Raw genomic sequence first — 20,645 nt, 5'->3', positions numbered from 1 at the left:
AATCAGGTGGTGGAGGCTGTGACTTTGGGCTGACCGTGAGTCCTGGACCGGACCCGGGAACGCCCCTGAGACTGGGCACGCGATCCCGAGACCGATGCCGACAGGTGAAGCCCGCATTCGCGGCGCTCGTCCTGTTCCCACCACCAGCGTCCGGCACGCTCAGGCTCGCCCGGCTTGATGGCGCGGGTGCAGGGCTCGCAGCCGATGGACGGAAAGCCCCTGGCATGCAGCGGGTTGACCGGCACGTCATCGGCCTTGGCGCGCGCCTGCAGCGCTTCCAGTGACTGGTCAGCCAGCGGATTGATTTTCAACAGGCTGCGGTCGGTATCCCACTCGGCCAGCGGTGCGTTGGCGCGGTTGCCGGACTGGCCGCGGCGCAGGCCGGTAACCCAGATGTCGGCCTCTGCCAGCGCGCGGCCCAGCGGCTGCAGTTTGCGCGCATGGCAACAGGCGTGCCGCGCCTCGACGCTGTCATAGAACCCGTTCATGCCGTACAGCGCGACAAATCCTTCGACCTCGTCTTTCCAGGGTTTGAACACTTCGATCGTCAGGCCGTACTGCGCCTCGGTGTCACCGATCAGCGTTTCCGTCTCGGCAAACAGCCGCCCGGTATCGAGCGTGACGATTCGCATATCGGCATTGGTTGCGGCGATAATCGAGGTGAGCACCTGATCCTCGAGCCCGAGCGAGGACGTAAACACCGCCCGGCCGAGCGCGGCGATGCGCAGGATCCGGCCCGGCAGCGCCATCGCCGCGAGCTCTGCATTGAGCCTGGCGGCAAGCTCCGGCCCAAATTCCTCGGCTTGGCTGATCGCATGGGATGTCTGGTGCAGGGTCATGATAGCGGCTCCAATTGAAGTCTCAATTTTTGACGCGTGTGCACATTAAAACGAGGTATCAATGTCTTTTTGTCGGCACAGTTCAGGCAGCCTGTTCCGCATTTCGCGCGGCTTGCCGCAAAATCTGCCCAAATCACACCGATGATACAGCCGTCTCCGCATTGACCAGGATCGGCAAACATGTCACGCCAGTTCAGACCAGTAACCAGTACCACGGAGCCCTGTCATGGGCGCGTTTGACTTTGATGATCCTTCCGCCGGTTCAGCCCGGTCCTTGATCGAAGCGCTTGAATCGGTCGCCATCGCCGCTGGCAAGGAAATACTGGCAGTCCGCGCCGAGGGTGCACAGGTGATCGTCAAATCCGACTGCACCCCTGTGACCCAGGCCGACCGGCGGGCTGAAACGCTGATTCTCGATTTTCTGACCACGGAGTTTCCTGGCATTCCGGTGGTCGCCGAAGAGCTGGCGGAAGCCGGGCGCTGCCCCAGCCATGCCAGGGACATGTTCTTTCTCGTCGATGCGCTGGACGGCACCGGAGACTTTATCGCCGGCCGCAACGAGTTCACGGTCAACATCGCCCTGATCCGTGGTCAGACGCCGGTGACGGGTGTTGTCTATGCACCGGCGCTTGGTAAGATCTGGAGCGGAGTGACAGGGCAAGCCCAGGTCGCCGATGTGACGCCGGAGGGCGAGATCGTGCATCAGAAGCCAATCCGTACGAGGCAGCGCCCGAAAACGCCCGTGGCACTGATCAGCGTGACCCACCGGGAGCCGGAAACAGCAGCCTGGCTCGAGCGTCTGCCGGAACACGAAACCGCCAGTGTCGGGTCATCGCTGAAATTCTGCCTGCTGGCCGAGGGCCGCGCGGATGTCTATCCCCGCATGGTCTGCCTCAAGCAATGGGACATTGCAGCCGGAGACGCTGTCTTGCGTGCAGCCGGCGGCATGACCCTGACTCTCGAGGGAACGCCGTTGCTTTATGGTGTGGAAGGCTCGGACTTCGGCTGTTCGCGCTTCGTCGGCTGGGGCAGCGCGCCCGACGCCTGATACCTCACCCGCCTCGGGCCTGACCATATCCCCCTGAAATGGCCAAAGGCCCGATACCGGGCCTTCGCAGTTGTGTGTCTTCAGTCCTGTTTCAAACGGTCGGTCGTTTCCCAGTCCGGGTTCATCCACGGCTCCAAATTGCTTGGCGCCAGCGGGGTGCGGCCGAGAATGTGGTCTGCGGCCTTCTCGCCGGTCATGATCGAGGGGCCGTTGAGATTGCCATTGGTCACCCGCGGGAAGATCGAGCTGTCGGCGACACGCAGGCCGTCGACGCCGATGACCCTTGTTTCCGGATCGACCACCGCACTGGGATCGTCGGCCCGCCCCATCCGGCAGGTGCCGCAGGGGTGATAAGCGCTTTCCGCGTGTTCGCGGATGAAGCCGTCGATCTCGTCGTCGCTCTGCACATCGCCGCCCGGCTGGATCTCCATGCCACGGTAGGGATCGAACGCCGGTTGCGAAAACACCTCGCGGGTAATCCGCACGGCACGGCGGAAATCGCGCCAGTCTTCCTCGTGGCTCATGTAGTTGAAGCGGATCACCGGGGCGTCCTTGGCCTCTCCTGAACGCAAGCTCACCGCGCCGCGCGAAGGCGAGCGCATCGGCCCGACATGGGCCTGGAACCCGTGCATAGGAGCGGCCGCCTTGCCGTCATACCGGATCGCGCCGGGCAGGAAATGGAACTGGATGTCGGGGTAGGGGACACCTGCCGCAGACCGGACAAAACCCGCCGCCTCGAACTGGTTCGAGGTACCGAGCCCCTGCCGCAGGAACAGCCACTGCGCTCCGATAATGGCTTTGGAGAACAGGTTGAGCTTCGAATACAGCGTGATCGGCTGGATGCATTCCTGCTGGATATAGACCTCGAGATGGTCTTGCAGATTGGCTCCGACACCGGACCGGTCGGCCACCACCTCGATGCCGTGCTCGGCCAGATGCCGAGCCGGGCCGATGCCCGACAGCATCAAGAGCTTGGGTGAGTTGAAGGCCGAGGCCGCGATGATCACTTCACGCCGTGCTTGAACGCTTTGAATCGATCCGTGAGCTTCGATTTCAACCCCGGTCGCCCGGTGATTCTCAATCGTAACACGCCGCGCCAGGCCCCTGACAAGACTCACATTCTTGCGTTTGAGCGCGGGCTTGAGATAGGCCTCTGCCGTCGACCAGCGCTGCCCCTTGTGGATGGTCTGCTCCATCAGGCCGAAGCCTTCCTGGCGCGAACCGTTGTAATCGTCGGTGACACCGTAACCGGATTGACGGCCGGCCTCGATGAAGGCCGTGAACAGCGGATTGACCGCTGGCCCGCGCCGGACATGCAGCGGACCGTCGGTGCCGCGCCAGCCGTCTTCCCCGCCAATGCCGCCATTCTGGTGCGAGGTTTCCATGCGCTTGAAATAGGGCAGCACATCGGCGAAGGACCATCCCTGCGCGCCCTGCTCGGCCCAGTGATTGAAATCCTCGGCATGGCCGCGCACGAACACCATGCCGTTGATCGAGGAGGAGCCGCCGATCACCTTGCCGCGCGGGGCGGCCAGCCGCCGGTTGCCCAGGTTCGGCTCCGGCTCGGTGGTGTAGCCCCAGTCGTAGATCCCCATGTTCATCGGGTAGGACAGGGCAGCGGGCATCTGGATGAAGGGTCCGAAATCCGAGCCGCCATGTTCGATGACGATGACCGAATGCTTGCCATCCTCACTCAGTCGCGAGGCCATGGCAGCCCCCGCCGAACCTGCGCCGACGATGACGAAATCTGCTTGCATTTCACTCATGTGTCATCGTCCTCAGTACGGGCTGTCGACAGGCCCGGTGGCCACGTAGACGCTTTTGAGCTGGGTGTAGTACTCGATCGCGGCGCGGGAGTTTTCGCGCCCGATGCCCGATTGCTTGACGCCGCCGAAGGGGGCTTCCACCGGTGTCAGATTGTAGGTGTTGATCCAGGTCGTGCCGGCCTCGAGCTGTGAGACAACGCGGTGCGCGCGGCTCAGATCGGCGGTAAACACGCCCGCAGCCAGGCCGAATTCGGTCGCGTTGGCACGGCGCAGTGCTTCGGCTTCGTCGTCAAACACCAGCACGCTCATCACCGGACCGAAGATTTCCTCGCGCGCTATCGTCATCTCGTCGCTGACGTCGGCAAAGACGGTCGGCTGGATCCACGCGCCGTTTTCGAAGCCCTGCATTTCCGGAACGCCGCCGCCGGTGACAAGTCGGCCACCTTCACGCTTGCCCGCTTCGATGTAGCCCAGAACCTTGTCCCGCTGCGCCATTGAGACCATCGGCCCCAGATGGGTGTCGGGATCGAGCGGATCGCCAAGCCGGATCGCCTCGGTGCGGATCTTCAGCCGCTCGAGGAAAGCGTCGTAGACACCGCGCTGCACGAACACGCGGGTGCCGTTCGAGCAGATCTGCCCGGTCGAGTAGAAATTGCCCAGCATCGCGCCACCGATGGCGCTTTCCAGATCCGCATCGTCAAACACCAGGATCGGCGATTTGCCACCAAGTTCCATGGTGACGGACTTGATGGTCTCGGCGGCTGCACCGAGCACCTTGGCGCCGGTCGGCACCGAGCCTGTGAGCGACACCTTGGCAATATCCGGGTGGCTGGCGAGTGCGGCACCGACATCACCATAGCCCTGCACGACGCCGAAGATACCGTCGGGCAGGCCGGCATCCTTGAAAGCCTCGGCCAGAAGCAGCGCCGTCAGCGGCGTCATTTCCGACGGTTTGAAGATGAATGCATTGCCACAGGCGAGCGCCGGTGCGGATTTCCACGCGGCGATCTGGATCGGGTAGTTCCAGGCACCGATGCCGGCACAGACGCCGAGCGCTTCGCGCCGGGTGTAGACGAAATCGCCCCCCAGATCGACATGCTCGCCGGTGATCGCACCGGCCAGGCCACCGAAATACTCAAGCGCATCGGCGGCCGATGCTGCGTCTGCCACCAGCGTCTCCTGGATCGCCTTTCCCGTATCGAGCGTCTCGATCCGGGAGAGCTCCTCGTTGCGCTCGCGCAGCAGCTGCGCGGTGCGTAGCAGGATACGGCCGCGCTCCACACCCTTCAGCGTAGCCCAGGCCGGCTGCGCTGCTCTCGCTGCCTGGACGGCTTGCTCGACGATCGCCGGCGTCGCTGAATGGAGCCGTGCATTGAGCTCGCCCGTTGCCGGGTAAACGCTTTCGATCACCGCACCGGCATCATCCTCGACATAGGTGCCGCCGATGTGATGGGAGGCTTTGGGTTGTGCATTCATTGTCTCTCTCCGTGAGTGCCGGATCCGGGCTATTCGCCGCGCGGGAACCGTTGTGAATCTTCGAGGATGTTGAGGTCCATGTGATTGCGCATGTAGCGCTCGGACGCCTTCTGCAGCGGTTGGAAGTCCCATGGGTAATAGTTGCCGTTGCGCAGCGCCTCATAGACCACCCAGCGCCGCGCCTGGCTTTCGCGCACTTCGGCGTCGTAGCGCGCCATGTCCCATCTGGACCGGACCTCGGTCATGTAGCCTGTCACCCGGTCGGCATGGGCGGGATCGGCGGCGAGGTTGGTCAGCTCGTCGGGATCGGCGTCCAGATCGAAAAGCTGCGGCGCATCGAGTTCGCAATGGATGAACTTGTAGCGCCCGTCGCGGATCGCCACCAGCGGCGCTTCCGAGCCTTCCGCCGCATATTCCATCAGCACCGGCGAGCTGCGCTCATCCCCGGCCATGAGGCGGCTCAGGCTTTCGCCATCCGTCCAGGGCGCCACTTCGTTCAGCGATACGCCGGCAAGCTCGGCAAGCGTCGGGGTTATGTCGAGATTGGAGGTCGGCGCGACGACGAGGCGGCCGTCCGCTCCGGGTACGGCGATCATCAGCGGTACCCGGGCCGAGCCTTCGAAAAAGCTCATCTTGAACCACATGCCGCGCTCGCCCAGCATGTCGCCATGGTCGGAGCAGAACACCACGATGGTGTTGTCAGCCATCCGCGTCGCCTCGAGGGTTGCCAGTATTCCGCCGATCTTGTCGTCGAGATAGGAGATGTTGGCGAAATAGGCCTGCCGCGACCGCCGGACATTCTCATCGGTTATCTCGAACCGCTCGCTGTCATTGGCCTTGTAGAGCCGTTGCGAATGCTGATCCATGTCGGCATAGGGAATCGGCGGCACCCGTGGCGTCAGCTCGGCACAGCCCTCGTAAAGGTCCCAGTATTTCTTCCGCGCCACGTAAGGGTCGTGCGGATGGGTGAAGGAGACAGTCAACGCCCAGGGCCGCGCGTCGAGGTTGTCGCTCAACCGCGACAGCTGGTGCAGCTTCTGCGTGGCGAAGAACGCGACTTCATCGTCATATTCCATCTGGTTGGAGGTTTCGGCCACGCCGGCACCGGTGACGGAGCCGAGATTGTGGTACCACCAGTCGATCCGCTCGCCGGGTTTGCGGTAGTCCGGCGTCCAGCCGAAATCGGCCGGGTAGATGTCGGTGGTCAGCCGTTCCTCGAAACCGTGCATCTGGTCCGGCCCGACAAAATGCATCTTGCCTGACAGGCAGGTGTAGTAGCCTGCACGCCGCAAGTGGTGCGCATAGGTGGGAATGTCGGAGGCGAATTCCGCCGCATTGTCATAGACGCGGGTGCGCCTTGGCAACTGGCCCGACATGAACGACGCGCGGCCCGGCGCGCAGAGCGGGGAAGCGGTGTAGTTGTTCGAAAACCTGACCGAGCGTGCGGCAAGCTGCTTCAGGTTCGGCGCGTGCAGAAACTCAGCCGGTCCATCGGGAAACAGGGTGCCGTTAAGCTGATCGACCATAAGGATGAGAATATTGGGCTGCCGCGCCGCTGCCTGGCCTTCGCTCATAAGGGTCTCCCCCGGATCTCGAGCAGTTGCGTTTCAATATGATCCTCGACCAGTGCCACGGCATCATGCCGGGCCGGTCCGGTGCCGAGCGCCTTGCGGATGTAGAGACCATCGATCATCGCCGCAGCGCCTTCGGCAATGCGCTCGGCGTCGTAGGCGCCGGCGAGAGGCGTGAGGCCGCTCATCAGGTTGGAATGCAGCCGCCGCGCGTAGACCGACAGCAACCGCCTGATGCCGGATGCACGCTGGGCGTCGACATAAAACGCAAGCCAGGCCGCAACCACGTCTTCGGAGAACTGTTTTTCGGAAAAGCTCACGGCAATGATCGCCGACACCCGGCCGCGATGGCTGCGGGCTGCCCTAAGGGCATTCACAGCGTCTGTCCGCAGATCGCCGAGCAAGGCGCGCACCGAAGCCGTAATCAGCTGATCTTTCGATCCGAAATAGTGGTGCGCCAACGCCGGTGAGACGCCAGCCCGGCCGGCGATGTCAGACATCGTCACCCCCATCGATCCGCGCGCGCCGATTGCTTCAATGGCCGCGTTGGTCAGCGCCTTGCGACGTATGGTTTCCATGCCGATTTTGGGCATCCGGCCTCTCTTGGCGCCCTTTGAGGGCTTGTTTTCGGGTGTGACCGTCAATCTAGTTTTGATTGATCCATCAATCAACAAAAAATGAGCGAAGTCTCTTCAGGTGACATGGCGGCCCTTTGCTGTGCCGATCGATGCGACAGAGGTTTGAGCGCGCGCAAAGGCCGCGCGGGATAGGGTGACGCGCGGCCTTTAATGCGTTCGGCAGGGGGAGACTGGGATTGCAGTCTGGTTCGGCACAAAGCCGAGATCGCGATGCTTCAGCTCAGCATCGCCGGCATAGCCGACGGCTTGACGATGACCTTGGCGCCGTTCTGGACACGGTCATGAAGATCGATGATGTCGTGGTTGAGCAACCTTATGCAGCCCGATGACACCGCACGGCCGATCGAGTCGGCTTCGGGATTGCCGTGGATCCGGTAGAGCGTGTCTTCCCCGTTCTGGAACAGGTACAGTGCCCGCGCGCCCAGCGGATTGAGCGGCCCGGGATCCATCCCGCCATTGGCAACCGAATAGGGCGCGAGCTCCGGATTGCGCGCCACCATGTCGTCGGGCGCCTTCCAGCGCGGCCATTTGCGTTTGTATTGCACCTTGGCATCGCCCGACCAGGAGAAGCCCTGCCGGCCCACACCGATGCCGTAGCGCATCGCCGTCTGGCTGTTTTCGACGAGGTGCAGATAGAACGCGCTTGGATCGACGATAATCGTTCCGGCTGCCTCGCCGGGGTAGGGATTGGGCACCTGTTGCCGCCAGAACCGCTCTGCCACCACGCCGCGCGGCACGGCCTCGATCGGGTAAGGTTCATCGACAATAGCGCCATAGAATGCTGGCATGACTTCTGGTTCCGGCTGGATGGCCGGTGCGGGGAGAGTTTGTGTGCGGCTGCCGATGGAAGAGCAGCCCGACAGCACAGCCAGTGTGGCTGAGCTCAGAAACAGGCGTCTGGTAATCATGATTTTGGGCCTTGGGTGCTGGTATGACGGGAACTGTCGCTCGGGCGACGGTTCTGGTTCGCTGTTCAACCCACCCTTGGAGGCCGGAAGACCCGGGTGGCCGGAGGCGTGGAAACGGCCTGCAAATTCCGGATCTCGAGAGCGGAAACCGCCACGGCATGGGTCGGCTGCGCTACAGATACCGCGGCCCCGAAATCGATATGGCAGTTCGAGCCGACGGAAACGCTGCGCTGGCATCGCTTGGAAGGTGTTGCACTGGTTTTCATGTCGGTTGCCGCAATGGCGACGGAAACAGCCATCGTCTGGGGGACGGCAGCTGCCTGCGATGACAGGACGCGCGTCAGCGGCCCCGAAAATCCGAGGCTGACGGCAAGAAGACACAGAAACAGCAGGCGGCGAGTAGACATAATGGCTTTGATACTTCGAAATGTGGCCAAAACCAGTTTCAATTGGTTTGTCCCGATCAACAAGTGGTGAGCGCGCGGCTTTCATTGCGCCCGGATGCGCGGGGATCAGATTGGTGCATCGTTTCAGCGCAATGCTGACGGAAACTGGCAGCATGCTGATGCTACCCCGCCTGCGTCCTCAACAACCAGTCCAGGAGACCATCCATGCTGACCCTTTATCATGCCCCGTACTCTCGCTCGTCCCGCATCATTCGCTTGGTCATGGAGCTTGGCATTCTAGATCAGGTGGACATCCGGATTGTGGATGTGGCCCGCAATGACGGCTCCGGCGGTGCCGATCCCGAAAACCCGCATCCCGAAGGCAAGGTGCCGTTGCTGGTGCACGATGGTGTCGAGATCTGGGAATCAAACGCCATCATGCTTTATCTGACAGACATGTTTCCCGCTGCGGGATTGGGTCGTTCCGTGGGAGAGCCCGACCGTGGCAGCTATCTCAGCTGGCTGGCCTGGTACGGCAATGTGGTCGAGCCGGTCATCGTCCTGCAGGCGGCCGAGCTCAGCCATCCGATTTGCCAGGTGACGTTTCGCGGAATGCCCGAGGTTGTGGCGCGGTTGACCGCACAATTGAAAAAGACGCCGTTTCTGCTCGGCGACAGCTTTTCCGCAGCCGATCTGCTGCTGGTATCGCCTTTTGTCTGGGCTCAGCATGCCACTCCCGATGTTGAACTCGTCCGGGACTGGATTGCGCGTTGCCAGGCGCTTCCGTCGGCTCAGGCAGCCGCGGAGTTCGATCAGGCCGCTGTGAAAGCCTGAGCCCGGCAGCGTTCGTCCGGGTTTGCAATGATCCTGTTAACGGTGACTATTGGCCCGGATTGGTCTGCTTCACGGCCTGCTTCACCACATGCGACCTATTCTGCCCTTTACAAAGCCGTCGGCGGGCTCAAAATGCGCGGCAACACATTTAAGCGTCCCCAGGAGAAAGATCATATGACCGCCTGCATCATTGGCTGGGCCCATACGCCCTTTGGCAGACACAGCGAAGAAACCGTCGAAAGCCTGGTCACGAGAGTGGCCCGCGAGGCGCTCGAACATGCAGGGCTGGAAGCCCACGATATCGACGAGATCTATCTCGGCCACTTCAATGCCGGGTTTTCGGCACAGGATTTCACCGCCAGCCTGGTGCTGCAGGCCGATGACGGCTTCCGCTTCAAGCCGACCACACGGGTTGAAAACGCCTGCGCCACCGGCTCGGCCGCGGTGCACCAGGGTATCAAGGCCATTCGCGCAGGTAGTGCCCGCCGCGTGCTGGTGGTCGGCGTCGAGCAGATGACTACGACGCCCGGTCCGCAGATTGGCGCCAACCTGCTCAAGGCTTCCTACCTCCCCGAGGATGGCGACACGCCTGCCGGCTTCGCCGGCGTCTTCGGCAAGATTGCCGACAGCTATTTCCAGAAATACGGCGACCAGTCGGATGGTCTCGCCGCCATTGCCGCCAAGAACCACAAGAACGGCGTCGAAAACCCCTGGGCGCAGATGCGCAAGGATCTCGGCTACGAATTCTGCCGCACGGAGAGCGACAAGAACCCGTTCGTGGCAGGACCGCTCAAGCGCACCGATTGTTCGCTCGTCTCCGATGGCGCGGCGGCGGTCGTGCTTTCGGACGTCACCACCGCCATGCAGGCGCCGCGTGCCGTCCTGTTCCGCGCGGCCGAACACGTGCAGGATTTCCTGCCGATGTCCAAGCGCGACATCCTCGCCTTCGAAGGCTGCGCCGAGGGTTGGAAGCGGGCATTCGCCAGTTCCAGAACCTCGCTTAACGACCTGTCCTTTGTCGAGACCCACGACTGCTTCACCATCGCCGAACTGATCGAGTACGAAGCCATGGGGCTGGCCAAGCCGGGGCAGGGCGCGGCCGTTGCCTTGAGCGGAGAGACCCAGAAGGACGGCCGCCTGCCGGTCAACCCCTCTGGCGGCCTCAAGGCAAAGGGGCACCCGATTGGCGCTACCGGCGTATCGATGCACGCGCTCTCGGCCATGCAGCTGACCGGTGAAGCCGGCGGCATTCAGGTCAAGGACCCGAAACTCGGCGGCATCTTCAACATGGGCGGTGCGGCAGTGGCCAATTACGTCTCCATCCTCGAGCGCATTCGGTGAATGCCGCTGCCGCCGGTCACGTTGTCGTCACCGGCGGCGGATCCGGCATCGGCGAGGTGACGGTGCTGGCGCTGATCGACCAGGGCGCCACCGTGACCATTCTCGATGCCAGCGCCAAAGCAGTCGCCCGTGCCGAGGAACGGCTGGAAGGTGAGGACGTGCTGGCGCTTTGCTGTGATGTCACCGACGAGGACGAGGTCGCGGAGTGTCTGGGCCAAGCCGTCGACGCGTTCGGCCCGGTAACAGGTCTCGTCAATTGCGCCGGAATCGCGCGTGATATACCGGCGGAAAGAACCAGCGCCGAGATCTTCCGCCAGATCCTCGACGTCAATCTGACCGGCAGCTTCATCACCTGCCGCGCCTGTCTCGAGCAGATGGGCGATACGCTTTCGATCGTCAATCTCTCCTCCGCCTCCGGCATAAGGGCCAATGCAGGCCGCGTGGCCTATGGCGCCTCCAAGGCCGGCGTCATCCTGATGAGCCAGGTGCTCGCCAACGAGTGGGGCGCAAGCGGTGTCCGGGTCAACGTCGTGGCGCCCGGCCCTGTCGACACCCCGCTGATCGCGGGGCTGCACACGGTCGAGGACCGCAAGCGCTGGACCGCACAGATCCCGCTGCGCCGCTACGGCCAACCCGGTGAAATCGCCGATGCCATCCTGTTCCTGCTCTCGCCGCAGTCGAGCTATATCAATGGTCACGTGCTCACCGTCGATGGCGGCTTTTCCGCATCAGGAGTGACGGCCGGGCGATAGGCCATTAAGCTCGCCGCTGTCGCGCGGAAGCGCAGCTGCGGCTCATCCAGGGGAACACAGCACCTGCAAAAGCGCGCTGTCTGGTGAAAGCTGTTTACCATCCGGAGCAAAATCTGCGAACGGATGGCGCCGCCACTCGAGTCAACTGAGCATAAGCAGCTGATATCCATAAAGTTTCAGTCTCATGTGAAGTTTTACAGAAATTCCGGATGTTACGGTAAACAAGTCAATAAGATCTGGTGAGAGCCAGACGAGATAGGAAAAAACCGTACTGGATAGCATCAGCCAGCCAGAATCCATCAATCCTCGACTTACCCAATCAATCCCGGCCGCTTTCCCTCAACGAGCAGAGCCAACACTTTTGTTGCAGCTTCTGCCTTCGTCACCAGGCCGTTACCGTCGATGTCGAGCCCGCGGTTCAGCTTGTAGGCTTTCGAGCCTTTACGGAACAGCACGTAATCCGCTGCCTTGTCGACTGCGCGTGGAAACAGCACCGCCATATAGGCGCTCGGCAGGTCCTTCATCCGGCCTGAATAGGGGGCGAGATATTTTTCCACGTAATCAAGCTGTGCAATGGCATCCATCCGGGCAAGCTCTGTGGTTGTGGTTCCCAGCGCAATTGCGGTTGCTGGCATGAACTGGATCAGCCCGGTGGCGCCTGATCCGGTCTGATTCGTAACAGCGGGATCAAAGCTGCGGCCGGTCTCGAACGCCATGATTGCCATCAGGTGGTTCGGGTTCATGTCCAACCGCGCGGCAATCGCGACGACCTTTCGCTTGAAGTCTGAAGAGACCCGGGCACCCCAGGCAATCGCTTTCGGCCTGTCATCAGAAGACAGCCCCGGAGGCGGGGTGGGGGAGGCGGGCTGCCCACATGGCAAGAGCTTTTCCGGCAACCACGAAAACAGCGATGTGAAAGGGGAAAACCGGGCCATGATGTCTCCAGACTGAGGTTATGGGCTGTGAAACGTGCTGGGACGAGTCTAGGCACGGTGGGACCGGACGTGGATATCGTGGCAGCCCCGGCTTGGTGGGGAAGCTGAGATCGACGCGCCTCCACACCCGCTATTCGTAATTCATGTCTCGCGGGATTGGCGGCGAAAAACATCTCTATTCCAAAGAGATAGCGCTGCATGTATGTATATGTGCTTCTCCATCGCATCGCGTGCCACTGGATCAAGACGCCGGACGAAGCCGCCCGGCCGGCTGCCGGTTTCGTCCACACCTCTTGCCCGAAAGCCCGGCTTCTGCGATCACTCGTGAAAGCATTCGGCGGGCAAACGCAGCGCCGGGCCCCGCAACCCACTCCAGGAAATATCCATGCAAAATCCCGTTCTCGTTGAAGTCACCCGTGGCCAGATGGTCGAAAGCCGGCACCGCGGCATGGCCGTGGTGATGGACGGCGACGGATCTGTGGTCATGAGCCTGGGCGAAGTCGAGGCGCCGGTGTTTCCGCGCTCTGCCATCAAGTCGATGCAGGCCCTGCCGCTTGTCGAAACCGGCGCCGCCGACCGCTATGGTCTGGGCGAGAAAGAACTGGCGCTCACCTGTTCATCGCACTCCGGCGAGCCGGGTCACATGCAGCTGGCCGGCGAGATTGCAGGCCGCGCCGGACTGGGCGAATCCGATTTCGAATGCGGTTGTCACTGGAGTTTCGAGACCAAGGTTTTGATCGATCAGGTGCGTGCCGGCGACAAGCCCGACCAGCTTGGCAACAATTGCTCGGGCAAGCATGCAGGCTTTCTTTGCCTTGCTTGCCATGCGGGCGTCGATCACCACGGCTATGGCGAATATGATCATTTTGTTCAGGCCTCGATCCGGGATGTCATGGCCGATCTCACCGGCACGGCTCTGGGGCAGGACAATTGCGGCATCGACGGCTGCTCGATCCCGACCTATGCCTCGCCGTTGAACAGGATTGCCCACGGCTTTGCCCGCATGGCCTCGGGTACGGACCTCGGCCCCGAGCGCGCCAAGGCAGCCCGGCGGCTGATGTCGGCCTGCATGGCCGAACCCTGGTATGTCGCGGGCACCGGCCGCGCCTGCACCGAGTTGATGAGCATCGCACCGGGCCGGATCTTCGCCAAGACCGGAGCGGAGGGCGTGTTCTGCGCCACGCTGCCGGAGAAGGGCTACGGCATTGCGCTCAAATGCGAGGATGGCTCCACACGCGGCGCCGAGGCGATGATCGGCGGCCTGCTGGCGAAACTGTTTGCCGATGATGAGGAAGTCTCGGCGAAGCTTGCCGGATGGTCTGACAAGAGTCTGAAGAACTGGAAGGGCACCGAAGTCGGCCGCATCCGACCGGGCGGCGCGCTGGCCTGAGCGGCCGGGTCCCGCACGCCAAGCATCGTTGTTCGCCTGTGCCGCATGGGCGGAGTGTTCCCTGAGCGCTCTGATTTCATGATGCGCTCTAGGCTCATGATCCTGTCCATCCGGGTGACGCTGGCCTCGCGGTTTTCCGGCCCATTGCCTTGATCAGGCCCGCCACGGCCTCTATGTCGGGTGAGCAGTTCTTCGCGAGCCTCGCCCATCCCCTTCATGGAGCCCTTCTTGTCCGTATTCAAAAATTTGCCAGACGCCCCTGTTGCCGAAAAGCGCCCTGTTGAGGACATCCGTCACGGCGTGACGCGGTCCGATGACTATGCCTGGATGCGCGATGACAACTGGCAGGCGATGTTCAAGGATCCTTCGTTGCTTGATCCGGCAATCCGGACCCACCTGGAGGCCGAGAATACCTACCAGCAGGCTGCGATGGCCGACACCGAGGAGCTTCAGAAGACACTGTTTGCCGAAATGCGCGGCCGCATCAAGGAAGACGACAGTTCCGTGCCGTCCCCCGACGGCGACTGGCTTTACGGCGTACGCTATGTCACCGGCGGTGAACAGCCGAAATACTTCCGCATTCCGCGGGCTGGCGGCGATGAGCAGATCATCCTTGATGGTGACAAGGAAGCCGACGGCAAGGCCTATTTCCGGCTCGCCGGCACGGGCCATTCGCCCGATCACACGGCAGCCATCTGGGGCTATGACGACAAGGGATCGGAATTCTTCACTCTTAAGGTGCGCGATCTGGCATCGGGCACGGACCACCCGGACCTGATCGAGAACACCGGAGGCGGCGCCGCCTGGTCGGCCGATTGCACCGGCTTCTTCTACACCGCCGTCGATGACAACCACCGCCCCAGCAAGATCTTTTATCACCGGCTCGGAACCACGCAGAGTGAAGACGTGCTGGTTCACGAAGAGACCGACACCGGCTTCTTCATGGGCGTGTCGGGAACCCGGCTCGATGATTTCATCCTGATCGGCATCAATGATCACGAAACCTCGGAATGCTGGATTTTGCCGGCCGATGATCCTTCCGCAAAACCGCGGCTGGTGGCGGAACGACAGACCGGCGTCGAATACTCGCTCAGCGAAGGTGGCGATGTTTTCTATATTCTCACCAATGCCGACGGCGCCAAGGACTTCAAGATCATGCAGACCCCGGTCGAGAGCCCGGAACCTGCAAACTGGAGCGAGGTCGTCCCGCACAAGCCGGGCCGTCTGATCCTGTCGGTCAGCGCCTACCGCAACCATCTGGTCTGGATGGAGAGGGAAAATGGCCTGCCGCGCATCGTTATTCTTGATCGCACCACGGGTGAGGAGCACGCCATCGCCTTTGACGAGGAGGCCTACTCGCTCGGTTTCCAGGGCTCGATGGAATATGACACGAACGTCGTCCGCTTCAGCTATTCCTCGATGACAACCCCGTCCGAGCTCTACGATTACAACATGGCCACGCGCGAACGCACGCTGCTTAAGCGTGACGAGGTGCCGTCAGGCCATACGCCGGAAGACTATATGACAAGACGCGTCATGGCGCCGGCCGCTGACGGCGAGCTGGTGCCGGTCACGCTGCTTTACCGCAAGGACACGCCGCTCGATGGCTCCGCCCCGTGCTTGCTCTATGGCTACGGGTCCTACGGGATTGCTATTCCCGCCGGGTTCAACACCAACTGCCTGTCGCTGGTCGATCGCGGCTTCGTCTATGCCATCGCCCATATTCGCGGCGGCAAGGAAAAGGGCTTTGCCTGGTACGAGGCCGGAAAGCGCGGCAGCAAGACCAATACATTCACCGATTTCATCGCCGCGGCGCGTTATCTCGCAGAGCAGAAGTTCACCTCGCACGACCGCATCGTCGCCCAGGGCGGGTCCGCCGGTGGCATGCTGATGGGGGCGGTCGCCAACATGGCGCCCGAGGCGTTCGGCGCGATCATTGCCGCCGTTCCCTTTGTCGATGTCCTCAACACCATGCTTGACGACACCTTGCCGCTGACGCCGCCGGAATGGCCGGAATGGGGCAACCCGATCGCATCGCCTGAGGATTACCGGACCATCGCCGGTTACTCGCCCTACGACAATGTCACGGCTCAGCCTTACCCGCCAATCCTGGCGATTGCGGGCCTGACCGATCCGCGGGTGACCTATTGGGAGCCGGCAAAATGGGTGGCGCGCTTGCGCGGAGCCTCCACCAGCGGCAATCCGGTGCTGTTCAAGATCAACATGGCCGCCGGCCATGCCGGCGCGTCGGGCCGTTTCCAGCGGCTTGAAGAAATCGCCTTTGAATATGCTTTCGCACTCAAGGTGGTTGGAAAGGTCTAAGGCGGACTGGACAATATTGGACGGGAGGTCGGTCCTTTGGGTTGCGTCCACCGCAACCATGACTGTCCACAGGACCTGGACTTCCCGGCGATATTTGTGAAAGCTTTACCTACCGCCTTAAGCAAATCCTCATGACTGGCGCCTAGATTTGTCCGCATCGTATTCCAATGATGTGGAGTCTACGAATGTTTAAATCGACGATCATGAAGATCGGAAACATTCTTCGGGCCGACGATGGCAATTTTGCCATGCTCACGGCATTGCTGACCCCTGTACTTATCGTTGCCGGAAGTCTCGCACTTGACACGAGCAACGCGCTTTCAATGAAGGTTCGGCTGCAGAATGCAGCTGACAGTGCCGCGCTTGCGACCGCCAGCCAGTTGGCTGAAGAGAACATCGTCGAGAGTGAAGCCGTCGATTATGCGACAGATTTCTTCACCGCGCAGATTTCAGGCGATGCCGCTGCATTTGATGGCTTCTCCGCCACACCGTCCGTCACCCTGAGCAAGACGGGAAGCGGCAAGAAGACTGTCTGGAAGGTGGATGTGACCGCTGTCGGTTCGCAAAGATCGTCGGTCATGGGCCGCTTTGCCGGCAGGGAAACCATTGATGTGACCATCAATGGCACTTCCGCATCCGCGCGTGACGGTTCAAACCCGCTCTCCATGATGCTGGTGCTCGACCGCTCCGGCTCGATGGACTGGTCGTCGGGCCGGACGACGACCGAGGTTGTTCCAAAATATTGCCGGAGATGGGTGTACGATCACCGTTATGGTTGGAGACGCAAGACCTATCAGTGCGGAACCAAGAAAGTCGAGACGGATGTCCCCAAGATCGACGTTCTCAAGGAAGCCGTTGCCGATCTGACCGCACATATCGAAGAGTCTGATCCCACGGACGAATACGCCCGTATGGGTGCGGTCGCCTACAATTCCGAAACCAGGAATTCCGACAAGCAGAGGATTTCCTGGACCAAATCTGACGTAATGGATTTTGCCAACGCGCTCGAAGCCACCGGAGGCACGAACTCGGAAGACGCCATGAGATGGGCCTACGAGCAGGTCACCGACAGCACCGAGATCAATGCGCATTACTCGAGGAACGGTTCCAAGGTTCCCTCGACCTTCATCGTCTTCATGACAGACGGCGAAAACTCGACCGGGTCGTCCTACTGGAACAACTATGCCGATAGCCAGACACTAAAGTATTGCACCAAGGCGAAAAACAAGGGCGTGATGATCTTCACCGTCGCATTCCAGGCGCCGGACCGGGGCAAGCAGCTACTGAGTTCCTGCGCCTCGGGAAGTGGATTCTACTACACTGCCGACAGTGCGGACGAGCTCAAGCAGGCCTTCAAGGATATCGGCGAGGAGGCGGTCAAGCTTGTCACCCGCCTGACCGATTGATGAATGAAACGGCCCGGTAGAGTCACAACAAGTCTTGTACCACCAAGGCCGCCAACCTCCGGGTTGCGCGGCTTTAATCTTGTTCCGGTACAGCGGTGAAGCAGCCCGCGGAGTATCAGGCACTGCCCCAAGACAGGATTGACCTCGTCTTCACCGCTGCGGGAGTGATGCCGCTGTGCCAGAAGGGGTAAATTTGCCCGGCTGATGGTGGAATCCGCCTCGTTCCTGCACCAATTTGGTAATTCATAAAATTTGAGCGTCTGGTTTAAGGCAACGCTGGTGGGTTCCGATGTATTTGTTGCTGTCATGAGCGACAGAAAAGTCAGGATCACGAAATGACCAATTCATCGATCAGGAAATTCAGGGAATTGTTGAGCAACAATGACGGCAACTTTGCCATCATGCTGAGCTTGACCCTTCCTGTGGCGGTGGTTGCGGCCAGTCTCGCCCTCGATACCACCAATGCAATGTCGATGAAGACCCGGATGCAGAACGCGGTCGACAGCGCTGCGCTGGCAACCTCCACGCGGCTGAGCCAGGAAGAGGACCTCACCTTGGAAGAGGCACGGGCATTCGCCGCCACCTTTCTCGAAGGCCAGATGAAAGAGGACATGCCGGTGTTTGCCGACATGAAGGTCGACCCTACCATCACCATAACCCCTGTTGAAGATGATGGCACCACGGTCTGGACGGTGGCGATTTCCCTGACGGGCACCCAGACGGTCACGCCACTGGCACGGTTGATGGGGAAGGAGAGCCTGCGTGTCGGTGTCGTCGGCAAGTCCCAAAGTGCCTCCACCGCGGCAGCACAGGGTGCACTTTCCATGGCGCTGGTGCTGGACCGCTCCGGCTCGATGGACTGGGACCTCGACGGGCAGCGCAAGATCGACGTGCTCAAGACAGCGGTCGGCAACCTCATCAGCCAGTTTGAGACGGCTGATCCCAAGCGCAAATATGTGCGTCTGGGCGCTTCCAGCTACAGCACCTACATGACAGGGTACCAGAACCTGCACTGGAAGCCGAAGAAGACCCGCGACTTCGTCAACGCACTTCCGGCATCCGGCGGTACCGATTCCACCGAGGCGTTCAACTGGGCTCTGAAGAAGCTCAGCTCCGAAAAGGAAGACAAGAAGCACGAGAAGAAGTCAGGCGAAGAACCGCAGAAGTTCATCGTCTTCATGACGGACGGTGACAACAACTACAACTCCGCCGATTCCTCGACGAAACTGCTGTGTGACGAAGCCAAGGACGAAGGCATCGAGATCTACACGGTCGCCTTTGCAGCGCCGACCCGAGGCAAGCAATTGCTTGCCTACTGTGCAAGCAGCGCCGATCACTTCTATGATGCCAACAGCAGCGCCGCTCTGATTGCCGCCTTCGAAAGCATCGGCAGGCAGGCTTCTACGGTCGCCTCACGGCTCACCCAGTAACGGCTCGCAGTCTGGCGGCCGGTCATTTCGGCTGCCACTCACTCCCAGCCATTGGCCCGTTCGGGCAGGGCCTTGAGATAGGCAGCGATCGCATTGCGGTCGCCGCTCGTCAGTTGCGCCATGTTCTTCTGTACATCCACCATAGACCCGCCGACGCTGTCGAAATCCGGCGTGAAGCCGCTTTCGAGATAATAGGCGATGTCGCCGGCGCTCCAGCTGCGGATCGATTTTCCGCCTGGCGTCAGATTGGGGATCACGCCTTCGCCTTCCGGGTTGTGGGCGCCCGCCAACCAGGCATCTGAGACAAAGCCGCCGATCGGGTTGCGCGGCGTGTGGCACTCGCCGCAATGGCCCGGGCCCTCGACCAGATATTGCCCGCGCGCGATCTGCGTATCGGCCTCGGCAGGCGTTACGCGTGGCTCCTCAGTGAAGAACAGAAGCTTCCAGCCGCCTAGTGCCCGACGGATATTGAACGGAAATCCGACTTCGTGCGGCAGCGAAGCGACCTGGCTTACCGGCAGCGTCTGCATGAAGGCAAAAAGGTCCGCGATGTCGCGGTCCGACATCCGTGTGTAGGAGGTGTAGGGAAAAGCAGGATAGTAATGCTGACCGCGCGGCGATACGCCTGCGAGCATGGCATTGGCAAAATCGGTCACCGACCACTCGCCGATGCCGGCATCGGGGTCGGGAGAGATGTTTGGCGCGACGAAGGTGCCGAAGTCGCTGGTCAGTTTCACACCCCCCGACATCACCAGCCGGGCGTCATCTTCCGCGCCCGGGGCGGCATGGCAGGAAGCACAGCCGCCGGCCCAGAACAGGGTTTCGCCCGCTGCCGCATCTCCTTCAAGTGCCGCGATCACTTCCAGCCGCTCCGACGCTACAGGCCGGGGCGCCGTCAACAACAGGCCGACGCCCGCGCCGGCAATGGCCGCAAGGCCAAGGCCAAGCGCCAGCCGTTTCACGACCGGCGCCCAAGTGTGGTCGAAATTACGCCTTGGCTCATCAGCTCTTCTTAAGGCGATAGGTCTCGTGGCAGCTGCTGCAGTTCTTGGTCAGCGGTCCGAATACGGCCTTCAGACCGTCCAGATCGGCGGGTGCTGCGGCCACGGCAGCATCGGCATCGGCCTTGAAGGCGGCTAACTTGGCTTCAAAACCTGCCCGGTCCGACCAGATCGCCGGTGCCGCCTCGGTTTCAAATCCGGTCTCCGACCCTTCCGGGAAGTATTCGCCGATGCCGGCGGCAACTTCGCTCAGCGTGGTCAGCGCGGCAAGCGTCGCATCGGCGTCAAAATCACTTTCACCCTTGACCATTTTGGCCATGGCTCCCGTGGCGCCGCCAACCTTCTTCATCATTTCCTGGCGAACCACCTGCGGCTCATCGGCAGCAATTGCCGGTGCGAAACCCGCGGCGCCGATTACGGCTGCGGCAAACAAAGTCCGGAATTTCATGAAGCTTCTCCCTGAGCGGTTGATCATATTGATAGGTTGCCCCGGCGCATGATTGCATGCAGGACTTGTCAGGGAAGTCAAAAATTTGTGAACAGTCTGTTTCGCTGTTCAGTGCGCCGGAGCAGGAAACCCGGCACGAAAAAACCCGGCGCGC

At 61.5% G+C, this 20,645-nt stretch carries 18 protein-coding genes; 8 read left to right on the top strand and 10 right to left on the bottom strand.

Going from position 1 to position 20,645, the window contains the following annotated elements:
* Positions 1–2: 2 nt before the first annotated feature.
* Positions 3–839: a phosphoadenylyl-sulfate reductase gene (locus tag CRO46_RS12435; RefSeq protein WP_097108087.1), complete on the bottom strand. Its 837-nt coding sequence runs from the start codon at positions 837–839 to the stop codon at positions 3–5.
* Positions 840–1,065: 226 nt separating this feature from the next.
* Between CRO46_RS12435 and cysQ the strand changes: the two genes are divergently transcribed.
* A complete protein-coding gene (gene cysQ, locus CRO46_RS12430; RefSeq protein WP_097108086.1) occupies positions 1,066–1,887 on the top strand; it encodes a 3'(2'),5'-bisphosphate nucleotidase CysQ in 822 nt (273 codons plus the stop codon).
* Positions 1,888–1,967: 80 nt separating this feature from the next.
* On the opposite strand, the gene betA is transcribed toward cysQ, so the two are convergent.
* The 6 genes from betA to CRO46_RS19850 all read right to left on the bottom strand — a co-directional run bounded on the left by betA (position 1,968) and on the right by CRO46_RS19850 (position 8,695).
* Positions 1,968–3,644, bottom strand: coding sequence for a choline dehydrogenase (gene betA, locus CRO46_RS12425; protein ID WP_097108268.1), 1,677 nt, complete (start codon positions 3,642–3,644; stop codon positions 1,968–1,970).
* A 21-nt stretch (positions 3,645–3,665) separates the two neighbouring features.
* Positions 3,666–5,129: a betaine-aldehyde dehydrogenase gene (betB, locus tag CRO46_RS12420; RefSeq protein ID WP_097108085.1), complete on the bottom strand. Its 1,464-nt coding sequence runs from the start codon at positions 5,127–5,129 to the stop codon at positions 3,666–3,668.
* A 29-nt stretch (positions 5,130–5,158) separates the two neighbouring features.
* Entirely contained in the window at positions 5,159–6,703 is a 1,545-nt protein-coding gene (betC, locus tag CRO46_RS12415; protein ID WP_097108084.1) for a choline-sulfatase, read from the bottom strand.
* Positions 6,700–7,293, bottom strand: coding sequence for a transcriptional regulator BetI (gene betI / locus CRO46_RS12410; RefSeq protein WP_097108267.1), 594 nt, complete (start codon positions 7,291–7,293; stop codon positions 6,700–6,702). The genes betC and betI overlap by 4 nt, the downstream gene beginning before the upstream one ends.
* A gap of 260 nt (positions 7,294–7,553) precedes the next feature.
* Entirely contained in the window at positions 7,554–8,246 is a 693-nt protein-coding gene (locus CRO46_RS12405; RefSeq protein WP_097108083.1) for a L,D-transpeptidase, read from the bottom strand.
* A gap of 65 nt (positions 8,247–8,311) precedes the next feature.
* Positions 8,312–8,695 carry a hypothetical protein gene (locus CRO46_RS19850; protein WP_143439029.1) on the bottom strand — a complete coding sequence of 128 codons (384 nt, stop codon included), beginning with the start codon at positions 8,693–8,695 and terminating at the stop codon, positions 8,312–8,314.
* Between the two features lie 162 nt (positions 8,696–8,857).
* Here CRO46_RS19850 and CRO46_RS12395 point away from each other — a divergent pair, with 162 nt between their 5' ends.
* The 3 genes from CRO46_RS12395 to CRO46_RS12385 all read left to right on the top strand — a co-directional run bounded on the left by CRO46_RS12395 (position 8,858) and on the right by CRO46_RS12385 (position 11,559).
* On the top strand, positions 8,858–9,466 hold the full coding sequence (locus CRO46_RS12395; RefSeq protein ID WP_097108081.1) for a glutathione S-transferase family protein: 609 nt from the start codon (positions 8,858–8,860) through the stop codon (positions 9,464–9,466).
* A 174-nt stretch (positions 9,467–9,640) separates the two neighbouring features.
* Positions 9,641–10,807 carry an acetyl-CoA acetyltransferase gene (locus CRO46_RS12390; RefSeq protein WP_097108080.1) on the top strand — a complete coding sequence of 389 codons (1,167 nt, stop codon included), beginning with the start codon at positions 9,641–9,643 and terminating at the stop codon, positions 10,805–10,807.
* On the top strand, positions 10,804–11,559 hold the full coding sequence (locus tag CRO46_RS12385; protein WP_097108079.1) for an SDR family NAD(P)-dependent oxidoreductase: 756 nt from the start codon (positions 10,804–10,806) through the stop codon (positions 11,557–11,559). Before CRO46_RS12390 ends, CRO46_RS12385 begins: the two co-directional genes overlap by 4 nt.
* A 311-nt stretch (positions 11,560–11,870) precedes the next feature.
* Here the strand turns inward: CRO46_RS12385 and CRO46_RS12380 are convergent, their stop codons facing one another.
* Entirely contained in the window at positions 11,871–12,494 is a 624-nt protein-coding gene (locus CRO46_RS12380) for a transglycosylase SLT domain-containing protein (protein ID WP_097108078.1), read from the bottom strand.
* 385 nt (positions 12,495–12,879) lie between these two features.
* Here CRO46_RS12380 and CRO46_RS12375 point away from each other — a divergent pair, with 385 nt between their 5' ends.
* The 4 genes from CRO46_RS12375 to CRO46_RS12360 all read left to right on the top strand — a co-directional run bounded on the left by CRO46_RS12375 (position 12,880) and on the right by CRO46_RS12360 (position 19,042).
* Entirely contained in the window at positions 12,880–13,884 is a 1,005-nt protein-coding gene (locus CRO46_RS12375) for an asparaginase (protein WP_097108077.1), read from the top strand.
* A gap of 216 nt (positions 13,885–14,100) precedes the next feature.
* Positions 14,101–16,206: a S9 family peptidase gene (locus tag CRO46_RS12370; RefSeq protein WP_097108076.1), complete on the top strand. Its 2,106-nt coding sequence runs from the start codon at positions 14,101–14,103 to the stop codon at positions 16,204–16,206.
* Positions 16,207–16,391: 185 nt separating this feature from the next.
* Positions 16,392–17,612 (top strand): VWA domain-containing protein, encoded by a 1,221-nt coding sequence (locus tag CRO46_RS12365; RefSeq protein ID WP_179759044.1) that lies wholly within the window; start codon positions 16,392–16,394, stop codon positions 17,610–17,612.
* A gap of 335 nt (positions 17,613–17,947) precedes the next feature.
* Entirely contained in the window at positions 17,948–19,042 is a 1,095-nt protein-coding gene (locus CRO46_RS12360; protein ID WP_097108074.1) for a vWA domain-containing protein, read from the top strand.
* A gap of 38 nt (positions 19,043–19,080) precedes the next feature.
* Here the strand turns inward: CRO46_RS12360 and CRO46_RS12355 are convergent, their stop codons facing one another.
* On the bottom strand, positions 19,081–20,004 hold the full coding sequence (locus CRO46_RS12355; RefSeq protein WP_097108073.1) for a cytochrome c: 924 nt from the start codon (positions 20,002–20,004) through the stop codon (positions 19,081–19,083).
* A 40-nt stretch (positions 20,005–20,044) separates the two neighbouring features.
* A complete protein-coding gene (locus CRO46_RS12350; protein ID WP_097108072.1) occupies positions 20,045–20,491 on the bottom strand; it encodes a c-type cytochrome in 447 nt (148 codons plus the stop codon).
* Positions 20,492–20,645 lie beyond the last annotated feature (154 nt).

The sequence above is a fragment of the Parahoeflea halophila genome (assembly GCF_900220985.1).
Lineage (GTDB): Bacteria > Pseudomonadota > Alphaproteobacteria > Rhizobiales > Rhizobiaceae > Hoeflea > Hoeflea halophila.
The sequence above is the reverse complement of the archived record's forward strand: the minus strand, read 5'-3'. Positions and strand labels throughout refer to the sequence as shown.